General features: G+C 58.4%; 18 protein-coding genes. 11 read left to right on the top strand and 7 right to left on the bottom strand.

What is annotated here, in order from left to right:
* Positions 1-14 precede the first annotated feature (14 nt).
* Positions 15-491: a YraN family protein gene (locus tag GBCGDNIH1_RS17375; RefSeq protein ID WP_011631682.1), complete on the top strand. Its 477-nt coding sequence runs from the start codon at positions 15-17 to the stop codon at positions 489-491.
* Here GBCGDNIH1_RS17375 and GBCGDNIH1_RS17380 read toward each other — a convergent pair.
* A complete protein-coding gene (locus GBCGDNIH1_RS17380; protein ID WP_011631683.1) occupies positions 488-1999 on the bottom strand; it encodes a YifB family Mg chelatase-like AAA ATPase in 1512 nt (503 codons plus the stop codon). The two genes, GBCGDNIH1_RS17375 and GBCGDNIH1_RS17380, sit on opposite strands and share 4 nt — an antisense overlap.
* Before the next feature lie 267 nt (positions 2000-2266).
* Here GBCGDNIH1_RS17380 and GBCGDNIH1_RS17385 point away from each other — a divergent pair, with 267 nt between their 5' ends.
* Positions 2267-3565, top strand: coding sequence for a hemolysin family protein (locus GBCGDNIH1_RS17385; RefSeq protein ID WP_172823000.1), 1299 nt, complete (start codon positions 2267-2269; stop codon positions 3563-3565).
* Between the two features lie 138 nt (positions 3566-3703).
* On the opposite strand, the gene GBCGDNIH1_RS17390 is transcribed toward GBCGDNIH1_RS17385, so the two are convergent.
* Complete coding sequence (locus tag GBCGDNIH1_RS17390) at positions 3704-4450, bottom strand: DsbA family oxidoreductase (RefSeq protein WP_025286470.1); 747 nt, start codon at positions 4448-4450, stop codon at positions 3704-3706.
* Between the two features lie 159 nt (positions 4451-4609).
* On the opposite strand from GBCGDNIH1_RS17390, the gene glk reads away from it, so the two are divergent.
* Both glk and GBCGDNIH1_RS24750 read left to right on the top strand, forming a co-directional pair.
* On the top strand, positions 4610-5569 hold the full coding sequence (gene glk / locus GBCGDNIH1_RS17395) for a glucokinase (RefSeq protein WP_025286471.1): 960 nt from the start codon (positions 4610-4612) through the stop codon (positions 5567-5569).
* Between the two features lie 265 nt (positions 5570-5834).
* On the top strand, positions 5835-6011 hold the full coding sequence (locus GBCGDNIH1_RS24750; protein ID WP_155760862.1) for a hypothetical protein: 177 nt from the start codon (positions 5835-5837) through the stop codon (positions 6009-6011).
* A 46-nt stretch (positions 6012-6057) separates the two neighbouring features.
* Here the strand turns inward: GBCGDNIH1_RS24750 and GBCGDNIH1_RS17400 are convergent, their stop codons facing one another.
* The 5 genes from GBCGDNIH1_RS17400 to GBCGDNIH1_RS17420 all read right to left on the bottom strand — a co-directional run bounded on the left by GBCGDNIH1_RS17400 (position 6058) and on the right by GBCGDNIH1_RS17420 (position 11921).
* A complete protein-coding gene (locus tag GBCGDNIH1_RS17400; RefSeq protein WP_025319093.1) occupies positions 6058-7113 on the bottom strand; it encodes a HoxN/HupN/NixA family nickel/cobalt transporter in 1056 nt (351 codons plus the stop codon).
* A 60-nt stretch (positions 7114-7173) separates the two neighbouring features.
* Entirely contained in the window at positions 7174-7491 is a 318-nt protein-coding gene (locus tag GBCGDNIH1_RS17405) for an alkylphosphonate utilization protein (RefSeq protein ID WP_025286473.1), read from the bottom strand.
* A gap of 33 nt (positions 7492-7524) precedes the next feature.
* Complete coding sequence (gene mdoH / locus GBCGDNIH1_RS17410) at positions 7525-9669, bottom strand: glucans biosynthesis glucosyltransferase MdoH (RefSeq protein WP_050748534.1); 2145 nt, start codon at positions 9667-9669, stop codon at positions 7525-7527.
* A 2-nt stretch (positions 9670-9671) separates the two neighbouring features.
* Positions 9672-11240 carry a glucan biosynthesis protein gene (locus tag GBCGDNIH1_RS17415; RefSeq protein ID WP_011631692.1) on the bottom strand — a complete coding sequence of 523 codons (1569 nt, stop codon included), beginning with the start codon at positions 11238-11240 and terminating at the stop codon, positions 9672-9674.
* A gap of 93 nt (positions 11241-11333) precedes the next feature.
* Entirely contained in the window at positions 11334-11921 is a 588-nt protein-coding gene (locus GBCGDNIH1_RS17420; protein ID WP_011631693.1) for an NYN domain-containing protein, read from the bottom strand.
* Between the two features lie 159 nt (positions 11922-12080).
* Here GBCGDNIH1_RS17420 and folK point away from each other — a divergent pair, with 159 nt between their 5' ends.
* The 7 genes from folK to era all read left to right on the top strand — a co-directional run bounded on the left by folK (position 12081) and on the right by era (position 18623).
* Positions 12081-12578 (top strand): 2-amino-4-hydroxy-6-hydroxymethyldihydropteridine diphosphokinase, encoded by a 498-nt coding sequence (gene folK, locus GBCGDNIH1_RS17425; protein ID WP_025319091.1) that lies wholly within the window; start codon positions 12081-12083, stop codon positions 12576-12578.
* 121 nt (positions 12579-12699) lie between these two features.
* Positions 12700-13095 (top strand): DNA-directed RNA polymerase subunit omega, encoded by a 396-nt coding sequence (gene rpoZ / locus GBCGDNIH1_RS17430; RefSeq protein WP_025286478.1) that lies wholly within the window; start codon positions 12700-12702, stop codon positions 13093-13095.
* 144 nt (positions 13096-13239) lie between these two features.
* Positions 13240-15522 (top strand): RelA/SpoT family protein, encoded by a 2283-nt coding sequence (locus tag GBCGDNIH1_RS17435; RefSeq protein ID WP_011631696.1) that lies wholly within the window; start codon positions 13240-13242, stop codon positions 15520-15522.
* Between the two features lie 19 nt (positions 15523-15541).
* Positions 15542-15979 carry a holo-ACP synthase gene (gene acpS, locus GBCGDNIH1_RS17440; RefSeq protein WP_011631697.1) on the top strand — a complete coding sequence of 146 codons (438 nt, stop codon included), beginning with the start codon at positions 15542-15544 and terminating at the stop codon, positions 15977-15979.
* 73 nt (positions 15980-16052) lie between these two features.
* Complete coding sequence (gene lepB, locus GBCGDNIH1_RS17445; protein WP_011631698.1) at positions 16053-16811, top strand: signal peptidase I; 759 nt, start codon at positions 16053-16055, stop codon at positions 16809-16811.
* Positions 16812-16842: 31 nt separating this feature from the next.
* Positions 16843-17619, top strand: coding sequence for a ribonuclease III (rnc, locus tag GBCGDNIH1_RS17450; RefSeq protein WP_011631699.1), 777 nt, complete (start codon positions 16843-16845; stop codon positions 17617-17619).
* On the top strand, positions 17616-18623 hold the full coding sequence (gene era / locus GBCGDNIH1_RS17455) for a GTPase Era (RefSeq protein WP_011631700.1): 1008 nt from the start codon (positions 17616-17618) through the stop codon (positions 18621-18623). Before rnc ends, era begins: the two co-directional genes overlap by 4 nt.
* Positions 18624-18629 lie beyond the last annotated feature (6 nt).

Below are 18629 nucleotides of genomic sequence, written 5' to 3' on the forward strand. Positions count from 1 at the left end.
ATTGAGCACTGCCAATGAACAAAAAGAAAGATGACTGTGGTGGTCTGTCATTACCTTCTGACAGCGTGTTTTGCAGCTTACATGCAAACGACAGTATCTGGCAGCATGATAAAAAGGTCCTCCGTGGCGGTAAGGCGAGCCGTGACGGCCTGGAGGCAGAGCGTATCGCTGCACAGGCACTGGAAGCAGATGGCTGGCAGATTTTAGGTCGGCGACTGCGTACATCCGCAGGCGAGATCGATATTCTTGCCGAGATGGACGGATTGCTGGCGATTGTCGAGGTCAAATACCGGCCAACCCTAAGCGAGGCAGCCCATGCGCTGGGCCCACGCCAGCGCAAACGTCTGATTGCTGCCGCCTCGTATGTGCTGGCACAACACCCGGAATATGGTACGGAAGGCGTGAGATTCGACGTTATTGTGGTTGATATGGCCGGGCAGGTGCGCAGGATTACGGATGCGTTCAGGCTGGATGAGGAGGGGTGGCCTTAGCCACGCCATTGCCGGACGCGAAAATTGAGAGCTTCGGCCAGATGCAGGCGGGAAATGTCTGCTTCCTGTGCCAGATCGGCGATTGTGCGGGCGACGCGGATCATGCGCGTCAAACCACGCGCCGATAATTTCAGGCGTAGGCTGGCCTGTTCTGCAAAAGCGGCTACCTCGGGGGACAGGGAAGGGTCTGCACCATTCTGCCGCTTGCCGGATTGGAGGCGTGCGGCTCGAAACTGTCGTGCTGCCTCGATCCGTACCGCCACGGAGGCACTGTTTTCACCAGGCGGAGCGCGCATCAACTCTGTCGGAGTGGCAGGTTGGACGGTGACGACGATATCCATACGATCCAGCAGCGGGCCGCTGATCCGGGCCTGATAGCCATCGCCGCAGGCGGGTGCGCGCACGCATTCACGATCCGGAGTGCCGAGATAGCCGCAGCGGCAGGGATTCATGGCGGCAATGAGCTGAAACCGTGCGGGATAGGTAATATGTGCCGCAGCCCGCGCCACTGTTGCCTGTCCGGTTTCCATGGGCGTTCGAAGGGCTTCCAGCACCTGACGGGAAAATTCCGGGAATTCGTCCATGAAAAGGACGCCATGATGGGCGAGGGAGATTTCGCCCGGTTTGGCACGCGGTCCACCCCCGGCAATGGCCGCCTGGCTGGCACCATGATGCGGTTCACGGAAAGGGGGACGGGTGATCAGCCTGCCATCCCGCAGCATGCCTGCGATACTGTGAATCGTGCTGACATCCAGAATCTGCGATGGCGTCAGGGGCGGCAGCAAGCCGGGCAGACGGGCGGCGAGCATTGATTTGCCTGCGCCAGGCGGGCCGATCAGCAGAAGGTTATGCTGTCCGGCGGCGGCGATTTCGAGTGCCCGCCTGGCTGTCTCCATCCCTTTGACATCGGCGAGGTCTGGGAGTGCCGATCCCTCCGCCTGACCAGCCGGTTCTGGTCGGGGCAACGTCTGTGTGCCGCGAAAATGATTGATGATGGCCAGCAGGTTGGGTGCGGCAATGATGCGTTCCGCCCCGGACCATGCGGCTTCTCCGCCCTGCCGTTCCGGGCATATCAGGCCGAGACCGCCTGCATGCGCACCGATGGCTGCTGGCAGCACCCCGTTCACCGGCTGCAAGGCTCCATCCAGTGAAAGCTCGCCAAGGCTGGTATATCCGGCACTATCGGAGGCTGGCAGGATATCCATTGCTGCCAGCACACCCAGTGCAATGGGCAGATCGAAATGACTGCCTTCCTTGAGCAGATCGGCAGGCGCGAGATTAACCAGAATACGCCGTGGCGGCAGAGCCAGCCCCATGGAGGCAAGGGCTGCGCGTACCCGCTCCCGTGCTTCTCCCACCGCTTTGTCGGGCAGACCCACCACTTGAAAAGCGGGAAGGCCGGGTGAGATCTGGACCTGAATTTCCACAGGGATGGCAGTGATCCCGGCAAAGGCAAAGGAGTGGGTGCGGACGACCTTGCTACCTTCACGATGGGGAGTCTGTGCCATTGAGAGAACCGATTTCCAACCAAAACAGGCCTGACATACTTTCTTCGATCAGGCGATTTATTCTTCTTACAGAACAATTATGGCAGGAGAAAGATAAAGGATATCCCCTATCAGGCTATAAAGCGGTGCGGCTGACGACTCATTTTTATGATAATTTGGCAAATCCTGTTGCTTCCTGTCATTGGTAACATCGCCAAAATCGGATGAAGCGTTAAAATACGGCCCGATGAGAATGCTACCCGCCTGGTAAGGATCTTTCCTCTCTTGATGACCATTCTGGTTGAATTTCTGATTGTCCTGTTGCTGATCCTGCTGAACGGGTTATTTGCAATGGCGGAGCTGGCGCTGGTTTCCGCCCGTCGCGCCCGGCTGTCGGTTATGGAACAGAAAGGAATTCCCACCGCGACACTGGCACGGGAACTGGCGGAAGATCCCCACCGTTTTCTGCCGACCGTGCAGGTAGGGATTACGCTGGTGGCGATTCTGTCCGGCACGTTTGGCGGGGCGCGGATCGCTGATCATCTGGCCAGATATCTGGACATGATCCCCGTTCTGGCCCGTTTTTCCAATGATATTGCCCTGCTGATCGTGGTGGTTGTCATCACCTATTTGACCATGGTGCTGGGGGAGCTGGTACCGAAGCAGCTTGCCCTGCTGGGGCCGGAGCAGGTTGCAGTCAGGGTGGCCAGGCCGGTGGCGTGGCTGGCGAAGGTGACGGGGCCTGCGGTGTGGCTGCTGGGTTATTCATCCTCTGTCGTCCTGAGCCTGTTCGGTCTGACCCGTTCTTCCCAGCCGCAGGTGACGGAAGAGGAGCTGAAAGCCCTTCTGGCGGAAGGCACGCAGGCAGGTGTACTGGAAACCGAAGAGCGTGCCATGATCGAGCGTGTGCTGCGCCTCGCTGACAAACCCATCCGCGCCCTGATGACGCCGCGAAACGAAATTGCCTGGATCGACCGGAGCGATACGGAGGCAGATATCATCGCCGCAGTGAAAGAAGCACCTCATTCCCGCCTGGTGGTCTGTGAGGGTTCGATCGACAATGTGGTGGGCGTGGTGCAGGCCAAGCATATTCTCGATCGCCTTCTGGAGGGGCAGCCTTTGTCCATCGGTGCCTCCCTGCGTCAGCCGATGGTGGTGCCTGATACCGTGACAGCGCTGGGCGCGCTGGAAAGGCTGAAGAGCGATACTCTGGGTCTGGCGCTGGTCATGGATGAGTATGGCAGTTTCGAGGGGGTGGTCACTGCCGCGGATGTGCTGAAAGCCATTGTCGGTGAGGCCGGAGACAGCACCGGAACATCCTCCCAGACTCCTGATGCGCTGCCAGGTACGATGGTTCTGGACGGGATGATGGCGGCGGATGAGCTGAAATCCCGTCTCTCCCTGCCGGAACTGCCTGCCGAGGGCAGCTATCACACGGCAGCCGGGCTGGTGCTGGCGATCTTGCGACGGGTGCCCAAAACCGGGGACCGGATCGCCTTTGCCGGCTGGACGTTCGAGGTGCTGGAGATGGATGGTCGCCGGGTCGCCCGGCTACGAGCCAGCCGCGATACGCTTGCTGAGGGATGACGCTATCGGCCCTGTTGAGGCATCCCCGCTGTTTCATCAATCTGAAGGGCATGCGGCAAAGCCAGCCGGGCTGCGCAGCACCTTACATAAGCCTCCGAGTGCGTGCTTTCAGGAAGCACATCCAGCAGCTTCACGGTGTCAACAGGCTGAAGCGGTCTCCAACGCTGCTATCGTGACATCCAGAAGCCGATCGATCACATGCGGTTCCTGTGCGCCTGCAATGGCATGATGATGGTCGAACACAAAACAGGGTACGCCAGTGATGCCGAGCCGATGAGCCTGTGCCGTGGCAAGCTGAATTTCGCTGCGCCCTTCCGGGCCGCGCAGATAGGACAGGGCGTCGGTCCGGCTGAATCCGGCCTCGGCAGCGATATGCGCCAGTTCATCCAGATCCCCGATATCCCGCCCCTCGGTGAAGCAGGCGGCAAACAGGCGTTCTACCATGCCTCCGGCGGCATCGGCAGGACGGGCGGAAAATGATGTGTTGAAATTACTCAGGCCCGCGCTGCTATGGGAGAGGTGATAAGCCGTGGCTTGCTCCGCGACCCATCGCACCAGCCGATGGGCATCAAAACTGGATGGCAGGGTGTTGATCAGGTCGAAGCGAAAACTGATCCCTTCCCGACGCCCTAACGCGGTGATGGAGCGGTGCAGCCGTTGCGTGCGGTCTTCTGTGCCTGGTCTACGGATGATATGGTCGGCGCGTCCCGCGCTGCTGTGCTTCATGTCCGGATTGAGCAGGAAAGGCCTCCACTCGATCACGGGGCTGATATCCGCTCGTCTGGCAAGGCATTCACGAAGTCGCCTGACACCCAGATAGCTCCAGGGGCATATCAGATCGAACACGACGGCGATCGCCAGAAGTGCGCGGGGAGGGGCGAGCATGTTCACAGGAGTGAGTGTAACGCATTCCTCAGTCTGCTCAAAAGATATAATGCTCTCAGCAGATTGTTTTATATAAGATTTTTTAATAATCCGATGCTTGTTGTGCTGGCGTCAAAGCAGTCCGATACAGGACATTCTTCTAGCAGGGTTGATCACATCATGACCGAATTTCCGCCTCGTCTGATTGGCGATATCGGGGGCACGAATGTCCGTTTCGCCCTGGCGATGGGGGAAGGCGTTATTGTGCATGAACACAAGCTGCCTGTCGCGGAATTCGACAGTCTGGAACTGGCGGCCAGAACCTATTTGCAGGCACGTGGTTCGCTCAGCCAGGAGGTGGAGGAAGCGGTGTTTGCCGTTGCGACACCGGTGAAGGGCGATGAAATCGCTTTTACCAACAATCCCTGGCGTTTCTCGATTCGTTCGACTGAAGCGGCACTGGGGCTGAAGAGGCTGGAAATCATCAATGATTTCGTAGCCCAGGCGGCCTCCATCCGGGTAACGCCTGATGAGGAAATGACGATCATCAAATCAGGTGAGGTCATGGAGCATCATCCCGCAGTAGTGATTGGGCCGGGGACCGGTCTCGGTATGGCCTTCATCCTGCGTCGCAAGGATGGAGAAGAGATCTTGGCCAGCGAAGGCGGCCACTGCACGTTCAGCCCGCGTGATGAAACCCAGACCTTCATTCGCGATCAACTGGCGCGCGAATACGGCCATGTCTCGTCGGAGCGGCTGCTGTCCGGTCCGGGTTTGCTGGCTATGGCCAGAGCACTGGCGCAGCGTGCGGGCATTTCTCTGGCGCTTGGAAAACCGGCCGATGTCACAAGGCTGGCCGAGCAGGCGGCCTGTCCTGTCTGCCGGGAAGCAATCAAGGTTTTTTCTGCCGTGCTCGGCTCGGTGGCAGCGGATGCGGTGCTGAATTTAGTGGCTATTGGCGGGGTGTATCTGATTGGAAATGTCAGCAAAAGTCTGCGCGCCATGATGGATTTCGATGCGCTGATTGAGGCGTTTCTGGAAAAAGGGCGGTTTCGTGCCCTGCTGGATGATGTACCGATCATGCAGGTAATGCGCTCCAACACAGGTCTTCTGGGGGCGTCGGCCTGGCGCGGGCGCTGAAATCACAGACTCGTTTCAGATGGAGTCGAGGCGCTGGGTAATTTTATTGCGTGTTATTGGGTCAGGACGAATGTCCCATGCGGAAACTCAATAATAAATGAAACGCAATGCATGCATGAATTTTTGATATTGAATGCCTCTCCTAAATAGTCTCATGCTCCCCTTGTCGCTTCGTCCCGACCAGTGACGGAACAGGGGAAGGAATATTCCTTCCCCTACTGCCACCGGACAAATGGATGAGGTTCCAGCAAGGGAGTGCCATTCGATGGCCATGCAACTTTCTTCTTACGCTTCCGGTTTTATGCACAGCCCCGTGCGCAGCAGTGTGACAGCGTCTTCTCCGGAACAGAAAGACGCGCTGAAGCAAGCTTTGCTGTTTGTTTTTGCAATTCAGACACCGATATGGGCAGCTCTCTATTTGCTGTTCAGCGCTGGGCTGTAAGAGAAGAGAGAGGAAGACTTATCTTTTCCCCCTTCGACCGGAGCTTTTAGTTGCCTGGCGATCTTTCCTGCCTGTGGGCAGAGTTATCGAGGTCGGCAAGACGGTAGGCCAGGGCAGAAAGAAGCCAGATCACAATAAAGACGCCAACGATGAGAAAGCCGAAATCGGCCAGATCATCGTTCAGGGATGCAATATCTTGCCAGATCGTCCCGCGGAGATGCAGATGCGCGCCGATCAGACCGAGTGTTTCAACCGATCCGATGAGCAGGGCTACAGTGATGGATATGGCCGTCATGGTAATATTGTACCATAGTTTCCGCTGCGGATTGCTGAAAGCCCATCCGTAAGCACCAGCCATCAAGCTGCTGTCGAGCGTATCGACCAGCGTCATACCGGTGGTAAACAGGGCTGGAAAGATCATGATTTCCCAAGCCGGGATACCTCCCGCACGCTGTGTGGCGGTGATGCCGAGCAGCCCGATTTCGGTGGCGGTATCAAATCCCAGCCCGAACAGCACCCCCAACGGATAGAGGTGCCATGGCTGGCTGATGCGCTCGAACACCGGACGGCAGAGGCGGCTTAGAAGGCTGCTTTTGTCCAGCGCGTCATTCAATGCCGCCTGACTCATTGTTTGCTGGCGAGCGTTACGAAACTGCTGCCACAGCGTGCGCAGGATCATCAGATTGGCAACGGCAATACACAGCAGAAATACGGCCGAGGTCAGTGTGCCGACAGTGCCGCCGAAAAAGCGAATATTCTCCAGTAAAGTCTGAAATTGCTGTGCCGAGACTGCAATCAGCGCACAGGCCAGCACCACAATGGTGGAGTGCCCGAGCGAGAACCATAATCCTGTGCGGTGAGGCTGAATGCCCGCCTGCATCAGACGGCGTACGGTATTGTCGATGGCGGCAATATGATCGGCATCCAGCGCATGCCGCAGCCCGAAAATCCAGGCCAGGAATGCTGTTCCAAGCAGTACAGGTCGGGTGGCAAAAGCCTGCCAGGCGATCAGCCAGACCAGCCCGTTCACGGCGATCAAAGCGGTATGGAGCAGGAGAATGCTGCGCGGGATGGTACGAAGATAAAGAAAGAATGGCGGCATGGGGTCATGCAATGATCCCGCCGCCATTCTTGTCAACTATGGATGCAGAAAAGCGGCGCCTCAGCGCTTTCTGACAAACTCGGCGCGGAGCACCAATCCCTTGATCGTATCGTGTTTGCAGTCGATTTCCTGCGGGTCACCGGTCAGACGGATGGATCTGATCACGGTGCCGCGTGGCAGGGTCTGGTTGGCACCCTTGACTTTCAGATCCTTGACGAGCGTCACGCTGTCCCCATCGGCCAGAATATTGCCGACTGCATCTTTCACCTGAACCGTTTCATCCTGCACGGGGGCAGCAGCTTTCCGGGCGGCTTCTGCGGCACTGATCCACTCGCCGCTGGCCTCGTCATAGATATAATCTTCGTTCTGATCGGGCATCGTAAAATTCACTTCTTCAAAGACGGATAGGGTTCAGGACTGGCGATCCGGCAGGGAAACCAGGCCATCCAGAGCGTCAACATCATTCAAAGCAGCGCTTTTCTCTGCTCGACTGAGAGAGGTAAGCGCGTGAGTCAGTGTATCGGCCTCCGCAATTTTGACGCGGGCCACCAGGATGTTGGCATCGACTGGATCAATGCGCGGTCGGCGCGGGGGGGGCAGCATTGCCCGATGTGCGGCCAGCAGGGTCTGGTCGGTACGGAGACGGATGACGGCTTCCATCTCCGGAGCATCGGCAAGGGAATGATAGATCTCTCCGGCGCGAACCAGAGCACGAGGAGGATTGCATTCCTCGGGGATCAGCAGCAGGCCCAGCCGACGCAGAGCCATCCCGGCGGCGCGGTTTCCGGTCAGGCTGACAAGGGGGATGGCCAGCGCCATGCCGACCACAACCGGCGTCATCCACAGAAAAAGCGGGAAGGAGACGAGCATGGCTGCCCCGCCCAGCACCAGACCGAAGACGGTATGCTGCCAGTATGTCTGAATGACCACACGCAGGGGAATGCTGCCGTCGTCCCGTCTCTGTGCGTTCCAGCCGCTATCACGCCCGGCGAGAATGGAGGCGACACCCATGGACTGGATCAGCATGGCAATGGGGGCGATCAGGCCGCCAATGACCGTCTCGATCAGCATACTGAGGACCAGACGGATCGCCCCGCCGCAGCCGCGTCGCTCGGAACCATTCAGCATGGTGACGATGCAACCCAGAACTTTGGGGGCCAGCAGTAATCCCATGGTGCCGATGAACACATACATGGCCAGCACGGGGTCGACGGAAGGCCAGTGGGGGAACAGAGCCCGTCCCTGATGCGGGAAATACTCTGGCCGCACAAAAATACTCTCCAGGGAGATCAGAATGCCCAGCACCAGAAACAGCAACCATAAAGGTGCCGTGATATAGGAGCCGATCCCCATTGCCATATGCACCCGGCTGATCCAGTGCAGATCACGGGCAGGCAGAATCTTGGCGTGCTGTAGATTCCCCTGACACCAGCGACGGTCACGAATGGCGATGTCGGTCAGGGAAGGCGGGCTTTCCTCATAGCTTCCGGCCAGAGCAGGCAGCATGTGAATGGCCCAGCCGCCGCGCCGCATCAGCGCCGCTTCGACAAAATCATGGCTCAGCACATGGCCGCCAAAGGGCTTGCGACCGCTCAGATGCGGCAGCCCTGCCTGTTCGGCAAAGGCCTTGGTGCGGATCACCGCATTATGGCCCCAGTAATTGCCTTCGGAGCCATGCCACCAGGCAATGCCATGAGCGATCAGCGGACCATAGACCCTGCCTGCAAATTGCTGCATGCGGGCGAAAAGAGTGCGGCCATTGACGATCACGGGCAGGGTCTGGATCAACCCGATGCGATCATGCTGTTCCATAGCGGCGGTCATGCGGACGATGGTGTCGCCTTCCATCACACTATCGGCATCCAGCACCAGCATCTGACGGTACGCACCGCCCCAGCGGCGGACCCATTCACCGATATTGCCGGCTTTGCGCTCGATGTTTTTGGCGCGGCGGCGATAGTAGATGTTTTCGCCGCCGCCCACCCGTTGGCGCAGGGCCAGAAAAGCCTGTTCCTCCTCAATCCACACGTCAGGGTCGGTCGTGTCGCTCAGGATAAAAACATCGAAAGCCGCCATGCGTCCGGTGGCCTGAAGGCTCTCATAAATTCCCTGCAAGCCAGCGGTCACGCGGGCCGGGCTTTCATTATAGCAGGGCATCAGAATGGCGGTGCGATGGTGCAGCTCCGGCAACGGTCCATCACGATGTACGCCCAGTCCCAGCCCGCCATCGCGGCCCAGCATGGAGGCGAAACCACCCAGCGCACTCATGAAAGACAATGCGATCCAGGCGAACAGAATCACGAACAGCACGACCAGCACGACACCGAGTGTGGTTGTAACACTGGCATTCAGCACGCGATTCATTTCATAGGCCGCGCCAATGGTCAGCAGCACTGTGCCGAGAAAAACGAACAGACGCCGCAGCGCCAGACCACGCGGTGCGGTCAGTGGCCTTTGCCCGGCCAGAGGGCCGGTTGCGGGTGAGTCCAGCCGTTGCACCGGCATATCAATGGGGGATTCTGACGGTAAGAAGGGGGGCGAGCCGATTGCCGACATGATCACGGCGTCCAACGGAACATCCAGCTTTCGGTCAGAGGCTGATTATCCTTGGATAATCTGGCGGTGACCTCGACCAGTTTCTCACCGCCGGGGACCAGCTCAAAACCGATCCGCCAACCGCCAATATCCGGATTGGGTTCAGAGAAGATATTGCGGATTTGTCCGGCAGAGGCATGCACCTCCACATTCGGCGGCTGGGCTGTGGTGAGGGATTTGACCGCATCGCCGGTGAAGTCGATCACATATTCGCGCCCCTGCTTGTCGTCGGCCAGGCCGGAACGTGTATCGGCAACCCGCGCCAGCTTGGTGGGCCAGGGCGTATCCCAGCCCCAATGCATGCGATAGGTGAAGTTATACTCGCCCTTGGCCGCCAGTTTTTCCTTGGGCCGCCAGAAGCTGACGATATTGTCGTTTACCTCATTCGGAGTAGGGATTTCGACCAGATCGATCGATCCCTGTCCCCAGTCACCGATGGTTTCGATCCACAGGCTGGGGCGCTTTTCATAGCGCAGGGCGAGATCCTGATAGTCGGCAAAGGCACGCTTCCGCTGCATCAACCCGAAGCCGCGTGTATTGCCATCGGCAAACGCACTGAACTGAAGATCACGGGGGTTCACCAAAGGACGCCAGATCTGATCCCCATTGCCGACCCAGATCGACAGACCTTCGCTGTCATGCGCCGCCGGCCGCCAATCATCGACGCCTTCACGGTCGTCGAAGTCGAAATCGAACATGCTGGTCATGGTCGCCAGACCGGGCTCAGTAATATCGACGCGGGGATAAAGGGTGCTTTCCACATCGAACACCGTTGTATCACCCGGATGGATGGTAAAGCGGTAAGCCCCTGTGGTACTGCGTGTGTCAAGCAGCGCATGAACGACGATGCTGTGGCTGTCCGGGCGCGGCTTTTCCAGCCAGAAAGTGCGGAAGGCGGCGAATTCCTCGCCTTTGGGATTGCCAGTGCCGATTGCCAGACCACGGGCTGAAAGACCGTAAACCTGGCCTTTTGCGACCGCACGGAAATAGCTTGCCCCCAGAAACACCACGCATTCATCATAATAATCCGGGCGGTTGATCGGGGCATGAATACGGAACCCGGCGAAACCCAGATTGCCGGTCACGCGCAGTTTCTGGTCTTCATACTCGAATAGGTCGGGATTGAACGCGACAGGGCGTGACTGCCCATCCGAGACCTCATTGATCTCGACCTTCTGCTCGAACAGGTATCCGCGATGGATCAGTTCTACACGGAACGGCAGATTGTCGTTCCGCCACAGCGCGCGGTCTTTCTGAAAGCGAATGCTACGCCACTGGTCCCAGCTCAGCTTGCTGACAACAGTTGGAAGATTGGTCTCGGGGGGCTGATAGGGCTTTCGGCTCAGTTCCTGCGCAATCCGGCGTACAGTTGATGCATCGAACGGGGTGGAAGCGGGCTGATGAGGAGCGGATTCTGCTGCGGCGGGATTGGAATGGCTGCCGAGGGCGGCAATCATTGTAAGAGAGGCAGAGCCTTTCATCAGGGCACGACGCTGCACGAATCTTCCTTTCGACAGATTACGATGGACCATTTAGTCAGATACCATGGTCCTACACGAAACAGGAAGAAGAGGCATCAGCCCCCAATTTAAGTGGGGCCTCAGTTCGGGCCGTGCTGTCAAGCCTCAGCTGCGTTCTTCGTTTCCGCTGCCGCTGGCACGGGGTGCCCTTGCCCGCGGCTCCATCTGTCGCCGCGTGAAGAAGGTGGCGATATCGGCAAGCTCCAGAAATTCATCAGCCTGACGGCGGAGATCATCGGCGATCATAGGGGGGGAGGTTCGGATGGAGGAAACGACGGAAACCCGCACGCCCTTCCGTTGCACGGCTTCGACCACGCGTCGGAAATCAGCATCGCCGCTGAACAGGACGGCATGATCAATCCGGTCGGCGATTTCCATCATATCGACGGCCAGCTCGATATCCATATTGCCCTTGATTCGGCGGCGACCGGAGGAATCCGTGAATTCTCTGGCCGGCTTGGTAACCAGATTATAGCCGTTATAAGCAAGCCAGTCTGTCAACGGCTTGAGGGGAGAATATTCTTCCGTTTCAAGAACAGCTGAGTAATAATATGCACGCACAAGTTGAGAGCGACTGCGGAAAGTTGACAGCAAATTGCGATAGTCGACCTCAAAGCCCAGGTTCCGGGATGCCGAATAGAGGTTAGCGCCATCTATAAAGAGCGCTATTCTCTCGGTCGGTAGGAAATGCATACTCTTGAATATCCTTGGCTTATAAGACGGCATGATGAGGTTCAGCCGTGTGGCGGAATCTTTACCATGTATCGGTGCTATGCTGACCTTTAAACGACAATGAGGGGCATTTACAATGCACAAGCCTGCAGCATACGGCGATTTGATGAGCATATAAAAATGATTTTAATAGCACTCGGGGCAAATCTGCCGAATTCAGATGGTATGCCAGCCATCGAAACCTGCCGCCAGGCGGTGGCACGGCTGGGCGAGTTGCCCGGTCTGACTCTGGAAGCCTGCTCCCGTTGGTATCTGACGGCACCGATGCCGCCTTCCGGTCAGCCTGATTACGTAAATGGTGTAGCCCGCCTGTCCGGTGAAATCGATCCCGAGCGCCTTTTGGCATGGTTGCAGGAGATCGAGGCGCGCAATGGCCGTGTCCGTACGGTTCCCAATGCTCCTCGCACACTTGACCTTGATATTATCGATATGGATGGGATGGTCAGGTCCGCCCCTGATCCTATTCTGCCCCACCCAAGGGCGACAGAGCGTGCTTTTGTCCTGACGCCGCTGCGGGATGTGTGTCCAGACTGGATTGATCCCGTCAGTGGTAAAACGGTTGATGATCTGCTGGATGCGTTGCCGCCACAGGGAATAAGACCGGCTGATTCTGACTGATCCGTTTCAGCGGAAAGGCTGATCCGCGTCAGCAGATGCCTGCTCCGGTTGCCTGGGAAGGGAGGCTGCTTTATAGGTAATCCCTTCGCTTCAGTAAGTTTGTGTTTTGGGAGGTCGCCGCATGGCGCGCGTCACCGTTGAAGATTGCGTCGAAAAGGTGCCCAACCGGTTCGAACTGGTTCTGCTGGCCGCCCATCGTGCCCGCTGCATCAGCCGTGGCGAGGAACTGACCATTGATCGTGACAACGATAAGAACCCGGTGGTCGCACTCCGTGAAATTGCTGATGAGACGGTGACCACCACTGGATTGCATCAGGATCTGATGAAGTCACTTTCCCGCGCGCCGGAGCCGGAACCCGCGGATGAAGAAGTCCTCGATCTGATCCCGACCGAGCAGAATATCTTTGGCCTGCAGGATGTTTCTGCCGAGGAAGAAGCTCATTCCAGTGCGGCCGATCTCTCATCCGATGAGATGGAAGCTGCGATTGAGGCCGAACTTGGCGGTCGTCGTCGCTGATTGATGGGCTGATTACGGCATTATTAACCCTGATTTGCTGAAATCATTGCGTCGCGTGCAAGGGACACCCTTATAATAAATGTTCAACGGGTGTCCTGAGTCGTACGGAGTCTCGTCCGGCCTGGGCCAGAGCGGGGCCACAGAATGACGCAGAGCATGGGAGCCGGCTTTTTCAGCCGCCTGACGCGCCTTCCTGACGGCGTGGCGGGTGAGGTTGGGCAGCCGGCCCGTCCCCGTATCGTGCGGCAGTTCGAGCTGACCGAAAAAGTCCTCAGTTATGCCCCCAATGCTGATACGGATCTGATCGACGCCGCCTATGTGCTGGCGATGCGTGCGCATGGGCAGCAGGTACGCGACAATGGCGATCCCTATATTACGCACCCTCTGGCAGTGGCTGATATTCTGGCCGGATACCGGCTGGATGTCGGCAGCATCATCACCGGGCTGCTGCATGACACGATTGAGGATACACAGCTAAGCCTTGCCCAGATCGAGGAGCGTTTCGGAACTGAAATCGCCGGCCTCGTCGATGGTGTGACCAAGCTGACCCGGTTGGAACTCCAGTCCGACCGCACCAAGCAGGCGGAAAATTTCCGTAAGCTCGTTCTGGCCATGAGCAAGGATATCCGCGTGCTGCTGGTCAAGCTCGCGGACCGGCTGCACAATATGCGCACCCTGCATTTCGTGCGCTCCGACGCGCGCCGCCAGCGCATCAGCCGCGAGACGATGGAAATCTATGCCCCTCTCGCCGACCGCATCGGTATGGAGGAGGTGAAGACCGAGCTTCAGACTCTGGCCTTCGCACAGCTGGAGACCGAAGCCTACGACACCATCATGGCACGGCTGAACTTCCTGCGTGGCCGCGGGGCCGATGTGATCGAGGAAGTGAAGGCCGAGCTTCGTCGTGTGTGCGAGGATCATGGCGTTACGGTGATCGAAGTCACGGGACGGGAAAAATCCCCTTTCTCGATCTGGGAAAAAATGCAGCGCCGCAGTGTGGCGTTCGAGCAGTTATCCGATATCATGGCGTTCCGCATCGTCGTGCCGACGCGGGCGGATTGTTACGCCGCGCTGGGTGCGGTGCACGCGACCTATCCGGTGATTGCCGGACGGTTCAAGGATTATATCTCCACCCCCAAGGCAAATGGCTATCAAAGCCTGCACACCGGCGTCACCCTGCGGGAGCCGCGCAACCAGAAGATCGAGGTGCAGATCCGCACCCGTGATATGGATGACGTCGCGGATAACGGCGTGGCCGCGCACTGGGCCTATAAAGACGGGCAGGAGATGCTGCCCAGCGAAGTGCAGCGTTTCCGCTGGGTGCAGGATCTGCTCGAAATTCTCGACAATTCCGCAGCTCCTGACGAGTTTCTGGAGAATACCAAACTCGAATTATATCAGGATCAGGTTTTCTGCTTTACGCCCAAAGGTCAGTTGATCCAGTTGCCACGCGGGGCGACCCCGGTGGATTTCGCTTATGCTGTGCATAGTCAGATCGGTGATACCTGTGTAGGCGCGCGTGTGAATGGCCGTCTGCTGCCGTTGCGGCACGAATTGCAGAATGGTGATCAGGTCGAAATTCTGACGGCCCGTGGCGGCACCCCCAGCCCGCAATGGGAACGCTTCTGCGTCACCGGCAAGGCGCGGGCACGCATCCGCCGCTATGTGCATCAGCAACAGAAGCAACTCCATGTGGATGAAGGCCGTGCCATGTTGGCCAAGGCCTTCCGGCAGGAAGGGTTGGATGGTAGCGAGAAGGTGCTTGATGCAGCCCTGAAAACGCTGAAGCAGCCTACGCTGGATGATCTTTATACCGCTGTTGGCAATGGCAATATCGGGCCGAAGGAGGTGGTGCATGCCGCCTATCCGGAATTGCGGCCCGCTGCGCGTGCGCCGCGTATGCTGCATGGCCTGCCGCCGCGTCCGTCCTCCCGTCCGGCTGGTCGTGCCGAGAGCGGTATGGCTATTACCGGCCTGGTCTCCGGGATGGCGGTTCATTATGCCGGATGCTGCCATCCTCTGCCGGGGGATCGTATTGTCGGCATCGTTGCCACTGGCAAGGGTGTGACCATCCATACGCGGGACTGTCCGACGCTGGAAAGTTTTGCGTCCACGCCTGAGCGTTTCATTGATGTGGACTGGGACAGTGCCATGATGGAACGCGGCAATGAGGGCAAGCGCGGTGATCTTTATACGGGACGTATCAGCGTGATCGCCTCCAATGAGGGAAATGCTCTGGCCAATATCACCAACGCTATCGCCAAGCAGGACGGGGCGGTGATGAATTTAAAAATCGTTAATCGGCAGCAGGATTTCTTTGAAATTCTGATTGATGTGAATGTGCGTGATGTACGCCATCTTTCTCATGTGATTGCGGGTCTGCGTGCTGCGTCGAGCATCACCCAGGTCGAGCGTGCACGGAGTTGAATACACGGATGATGACGGCATGATCATCGGCATTGGCTCGGATATCTGTGACATCCGACGCATCGAAACAGTGCTGGAACGGCATGGGGAGCGGTTTCTGAGCCGGGTGTTTACCACGGCGGAAAGGGCCAAGGCCGAACGCCGTAATGGCCGTATGCGCATGGGAACCTATGCCAAGCGTTTCGCGGCCAAGGAAGCCTGCGCCAAGGCACTTGGCACCGGTTTTGCCGGGGGGGTATTCATGTCTGATCTTGGGGTCGTCAACCTTTCTTCCGGCCAGCCGACACTGCGTCTGACAGGCGGGGCGGCGGCAAGGCTGAGTGCTATGACGCCGTCCGGTATGGGGGCGCAGGTCCTGCTGACGATGACGGATGAATACCCGTACGCCTATGCGCAGGTGGTGATTTCGGCTGTGCCTCTTCCGACCTCTCTCATTGGTGGCCGGGGGCTGCCTTGACAGGCGGGGAGGCGCCCGGCATCCCTTGCGCCCTATCCATGCGGCTTACAATAATATCCGGACAACCATAACGATGTCAGAACGCAAATCCGGCTTCTGGAGCAATGTAGTCGTGATCGTCTACGCAGCTCTCATTGCCATTGGTTTTCGGACTTTCCTTTTCGAGCCTTTTAATATTCCCTCCGGATCGATGATCCCGACATTGCAGGTCGGTGATTATCTGTTTGTCTCCAAATATGCTTACGGGTATTCGCACTTCTCGCTGCCATTTTCGCCCGATCTTTTTTCCGGGCGCATTTTCGGCAGCTTGCCGCATCGCGGGGATGTTGTGGTATTCCGCCTGCCGACCGATACGTCGACCAGCTATATCAAGCGCGTGATAGGGCTGCCGGGTGATACGGTGCAGATGCGCGAGGGCCACCTGTTCATCAATGGCACAGAGGTTCCGCGTAAGGAACATGGCGTTTACACCATTGAGGGTGAGGGCAGCTCTCCGGTACCGGAAGAAGACAAATTATATGTCGAGGATTTACCCGGTAAGAGCGGGCAAAGCGGGGTGGATCATTTGATCCTGAAACGCTCGGATCATGAAATGCTCGACAATACGCCGGAATTCAAAGTCCCGGCCGGGCATTTCTTTGCGATGGGTGATAATCGGGATAACAGTCAGGACAGCCGGGTCATGTCGGTCGTCGGATTTGTGCCGGTAGAAAACCTGATTGGCCGTGCAGAGTTTATTTTCTTCTCCGTGCATGCAACCGCCCCCTGGTATCAGGTGTGGGAATGGCCGTTGGAAATCCGCTGGAATCGTTTGTTCAGGAGCATCCACTGAACGCCGTCCGGTCGGTTCAGATGAGGCATCCATGAGCGCGACATCAGCCAGTCAATCGAAATATGCCGGGATTGCTGACCGTTCCCTGGAGGCTGCTGAGGCTCTCCTGAGCCATCGCTTTGCCCGGCGTGATCTGCTGGCCGAGGCGCTGACACATCGCTCCGCCGTCAAAATAATGCATGGCCAAACGGGGCAGAGCCTGCCGCGTGGCGCCGGGTCCAATGAGCGGCTGGAATTCGTTGGCGACCGGGTCCTGGGACTGGTGGTGGCCGAATGGCTGGTGGAGCGTTTTCCGTTGGAGCAGGAAGGCGAATTGGGGCGCCGTTTAGCGCATCTGGTATCCCAGCCGGTTCTGGCCGGGATCGCCGAACAATCCGGGCTGCCGCAAATCCTGTCTGTGGCGCCCGGTGAGGCAAAGGCCGGTGTCCGCAAGCTGGCAACTGTTTTGTCCGATGCGATGGAGGCTCTGATCGGCGCACTCTATCTCGATGCGGGCCTGGACCCGGTGCGGCAGTTTATCCGGCGCCATTGGGAGCCGGTGATGCAGCGGCAGACAGAACCGCCGAAAGATGCCAAAACAGCTTTGCAGGAATGGGCGCAGGGTCTTGGCCTTCATCTGCCCACCTATCGTCTGGCACGTCGCGAGGGACCGCCGCATAACCCGGTATTCTGGGTGGAGGTTTTGGTAGGTGATCATGTCGGGCAGGGGCAGGCGGGCAGCAAGCGTGCCGCCGAGCAACTGGCGGCGCAGGACTTGCTGGGCCGTATACGAGACAAGACAGGACCAGATCGGGATCGGAACGGATGAGCGGCGGTAAAGAGAGTGCAGACGATATGAGCCCCCCTGATCCCACCCGGTCAGACCTCCATGAAGGGACATTTTCTGCTGAAAACAGGCTGGGCGGCTCTGGCAAGACACGGTGCGGTTACGCCGCTCTGCTGGGTGCACCGAACGCGGGTAAATCGACCCTGGTCAATGCACTGACCGGTGCCAAAGTGTCGATCGTCTCGCCCAAGGCGCAGACGACCCGCTTTCGCGTTCTCGGCATCGCCATGCACCAGACGGAAGCCGGAGAGACATCCCAGATTCTGATGGTGGATACGCCCGGTATCTTCACGCCGCGTCGCCGTCTGGATCGGGCCATGGTTGCCGCGGCATGGACCGGTGTTCAGGATGCCGATCTCGGTCTCTTGATGGTCGATGCCCGTGCCGGTCTGACCGAGGATGTGCGGGCGATTATCGAGCGTCTGGGCAACCGGCGCACCTGGCTTGTGCTGAACAAGGTTGATCTGGTTCCCGCGCCGAGCCTGCTCCCGCTGGCACAGGCGTTGAGCGATCTGGCCAAATTCGAGGAAACCTTCTTCATCAGCGCGGCGAAGCGGGATGGGCTGGACATGCTGCTGACAGCGCTGGCCCAGGCCATGCCGCCTGGTCCGCATCTCTATCCGGATGATGATCTGACCGATCTGCCGGACCGTCTACTGGCCGCCGAGATCGTGCGCGAGCAGATTTTCCTGCAAACCCATGAGGAAATCCCTTATTCCGCCACTGTCGAGACGGAGGCGTTTCAGGAGCGTCCCGACGGCTCCGCCCGGATTGAGGCGACAGTTTATGTGGCGCGGCCCGGCCATAAGGCAATCCTGATCGGGGCGGGGGGCAGCCGCATCAAGCAGATTGGCGCACGGGCGCGGCAGGAATTGTCGTCTCTGCTGGATCGGCCGGTGCATCTGTTCCTCAATGTGAAGGAACGGGCTGGCTGGGATGAGGAAACCGCCCGGCTGCGTGCGATTGGCCTCGAAGATCCGGGCTGAGTGTCT

Source organism: Granulibacter bethesdensis CGDNIH1, assembly GCF_000014285.2.
GTDB classification, from domain to species: Bacteria; Pseudomonadota; Alphaproteobacteria; order Acetobacterales; family Acetobacteraceae; genus Granulibacter; species Granulibacter bethesdensis.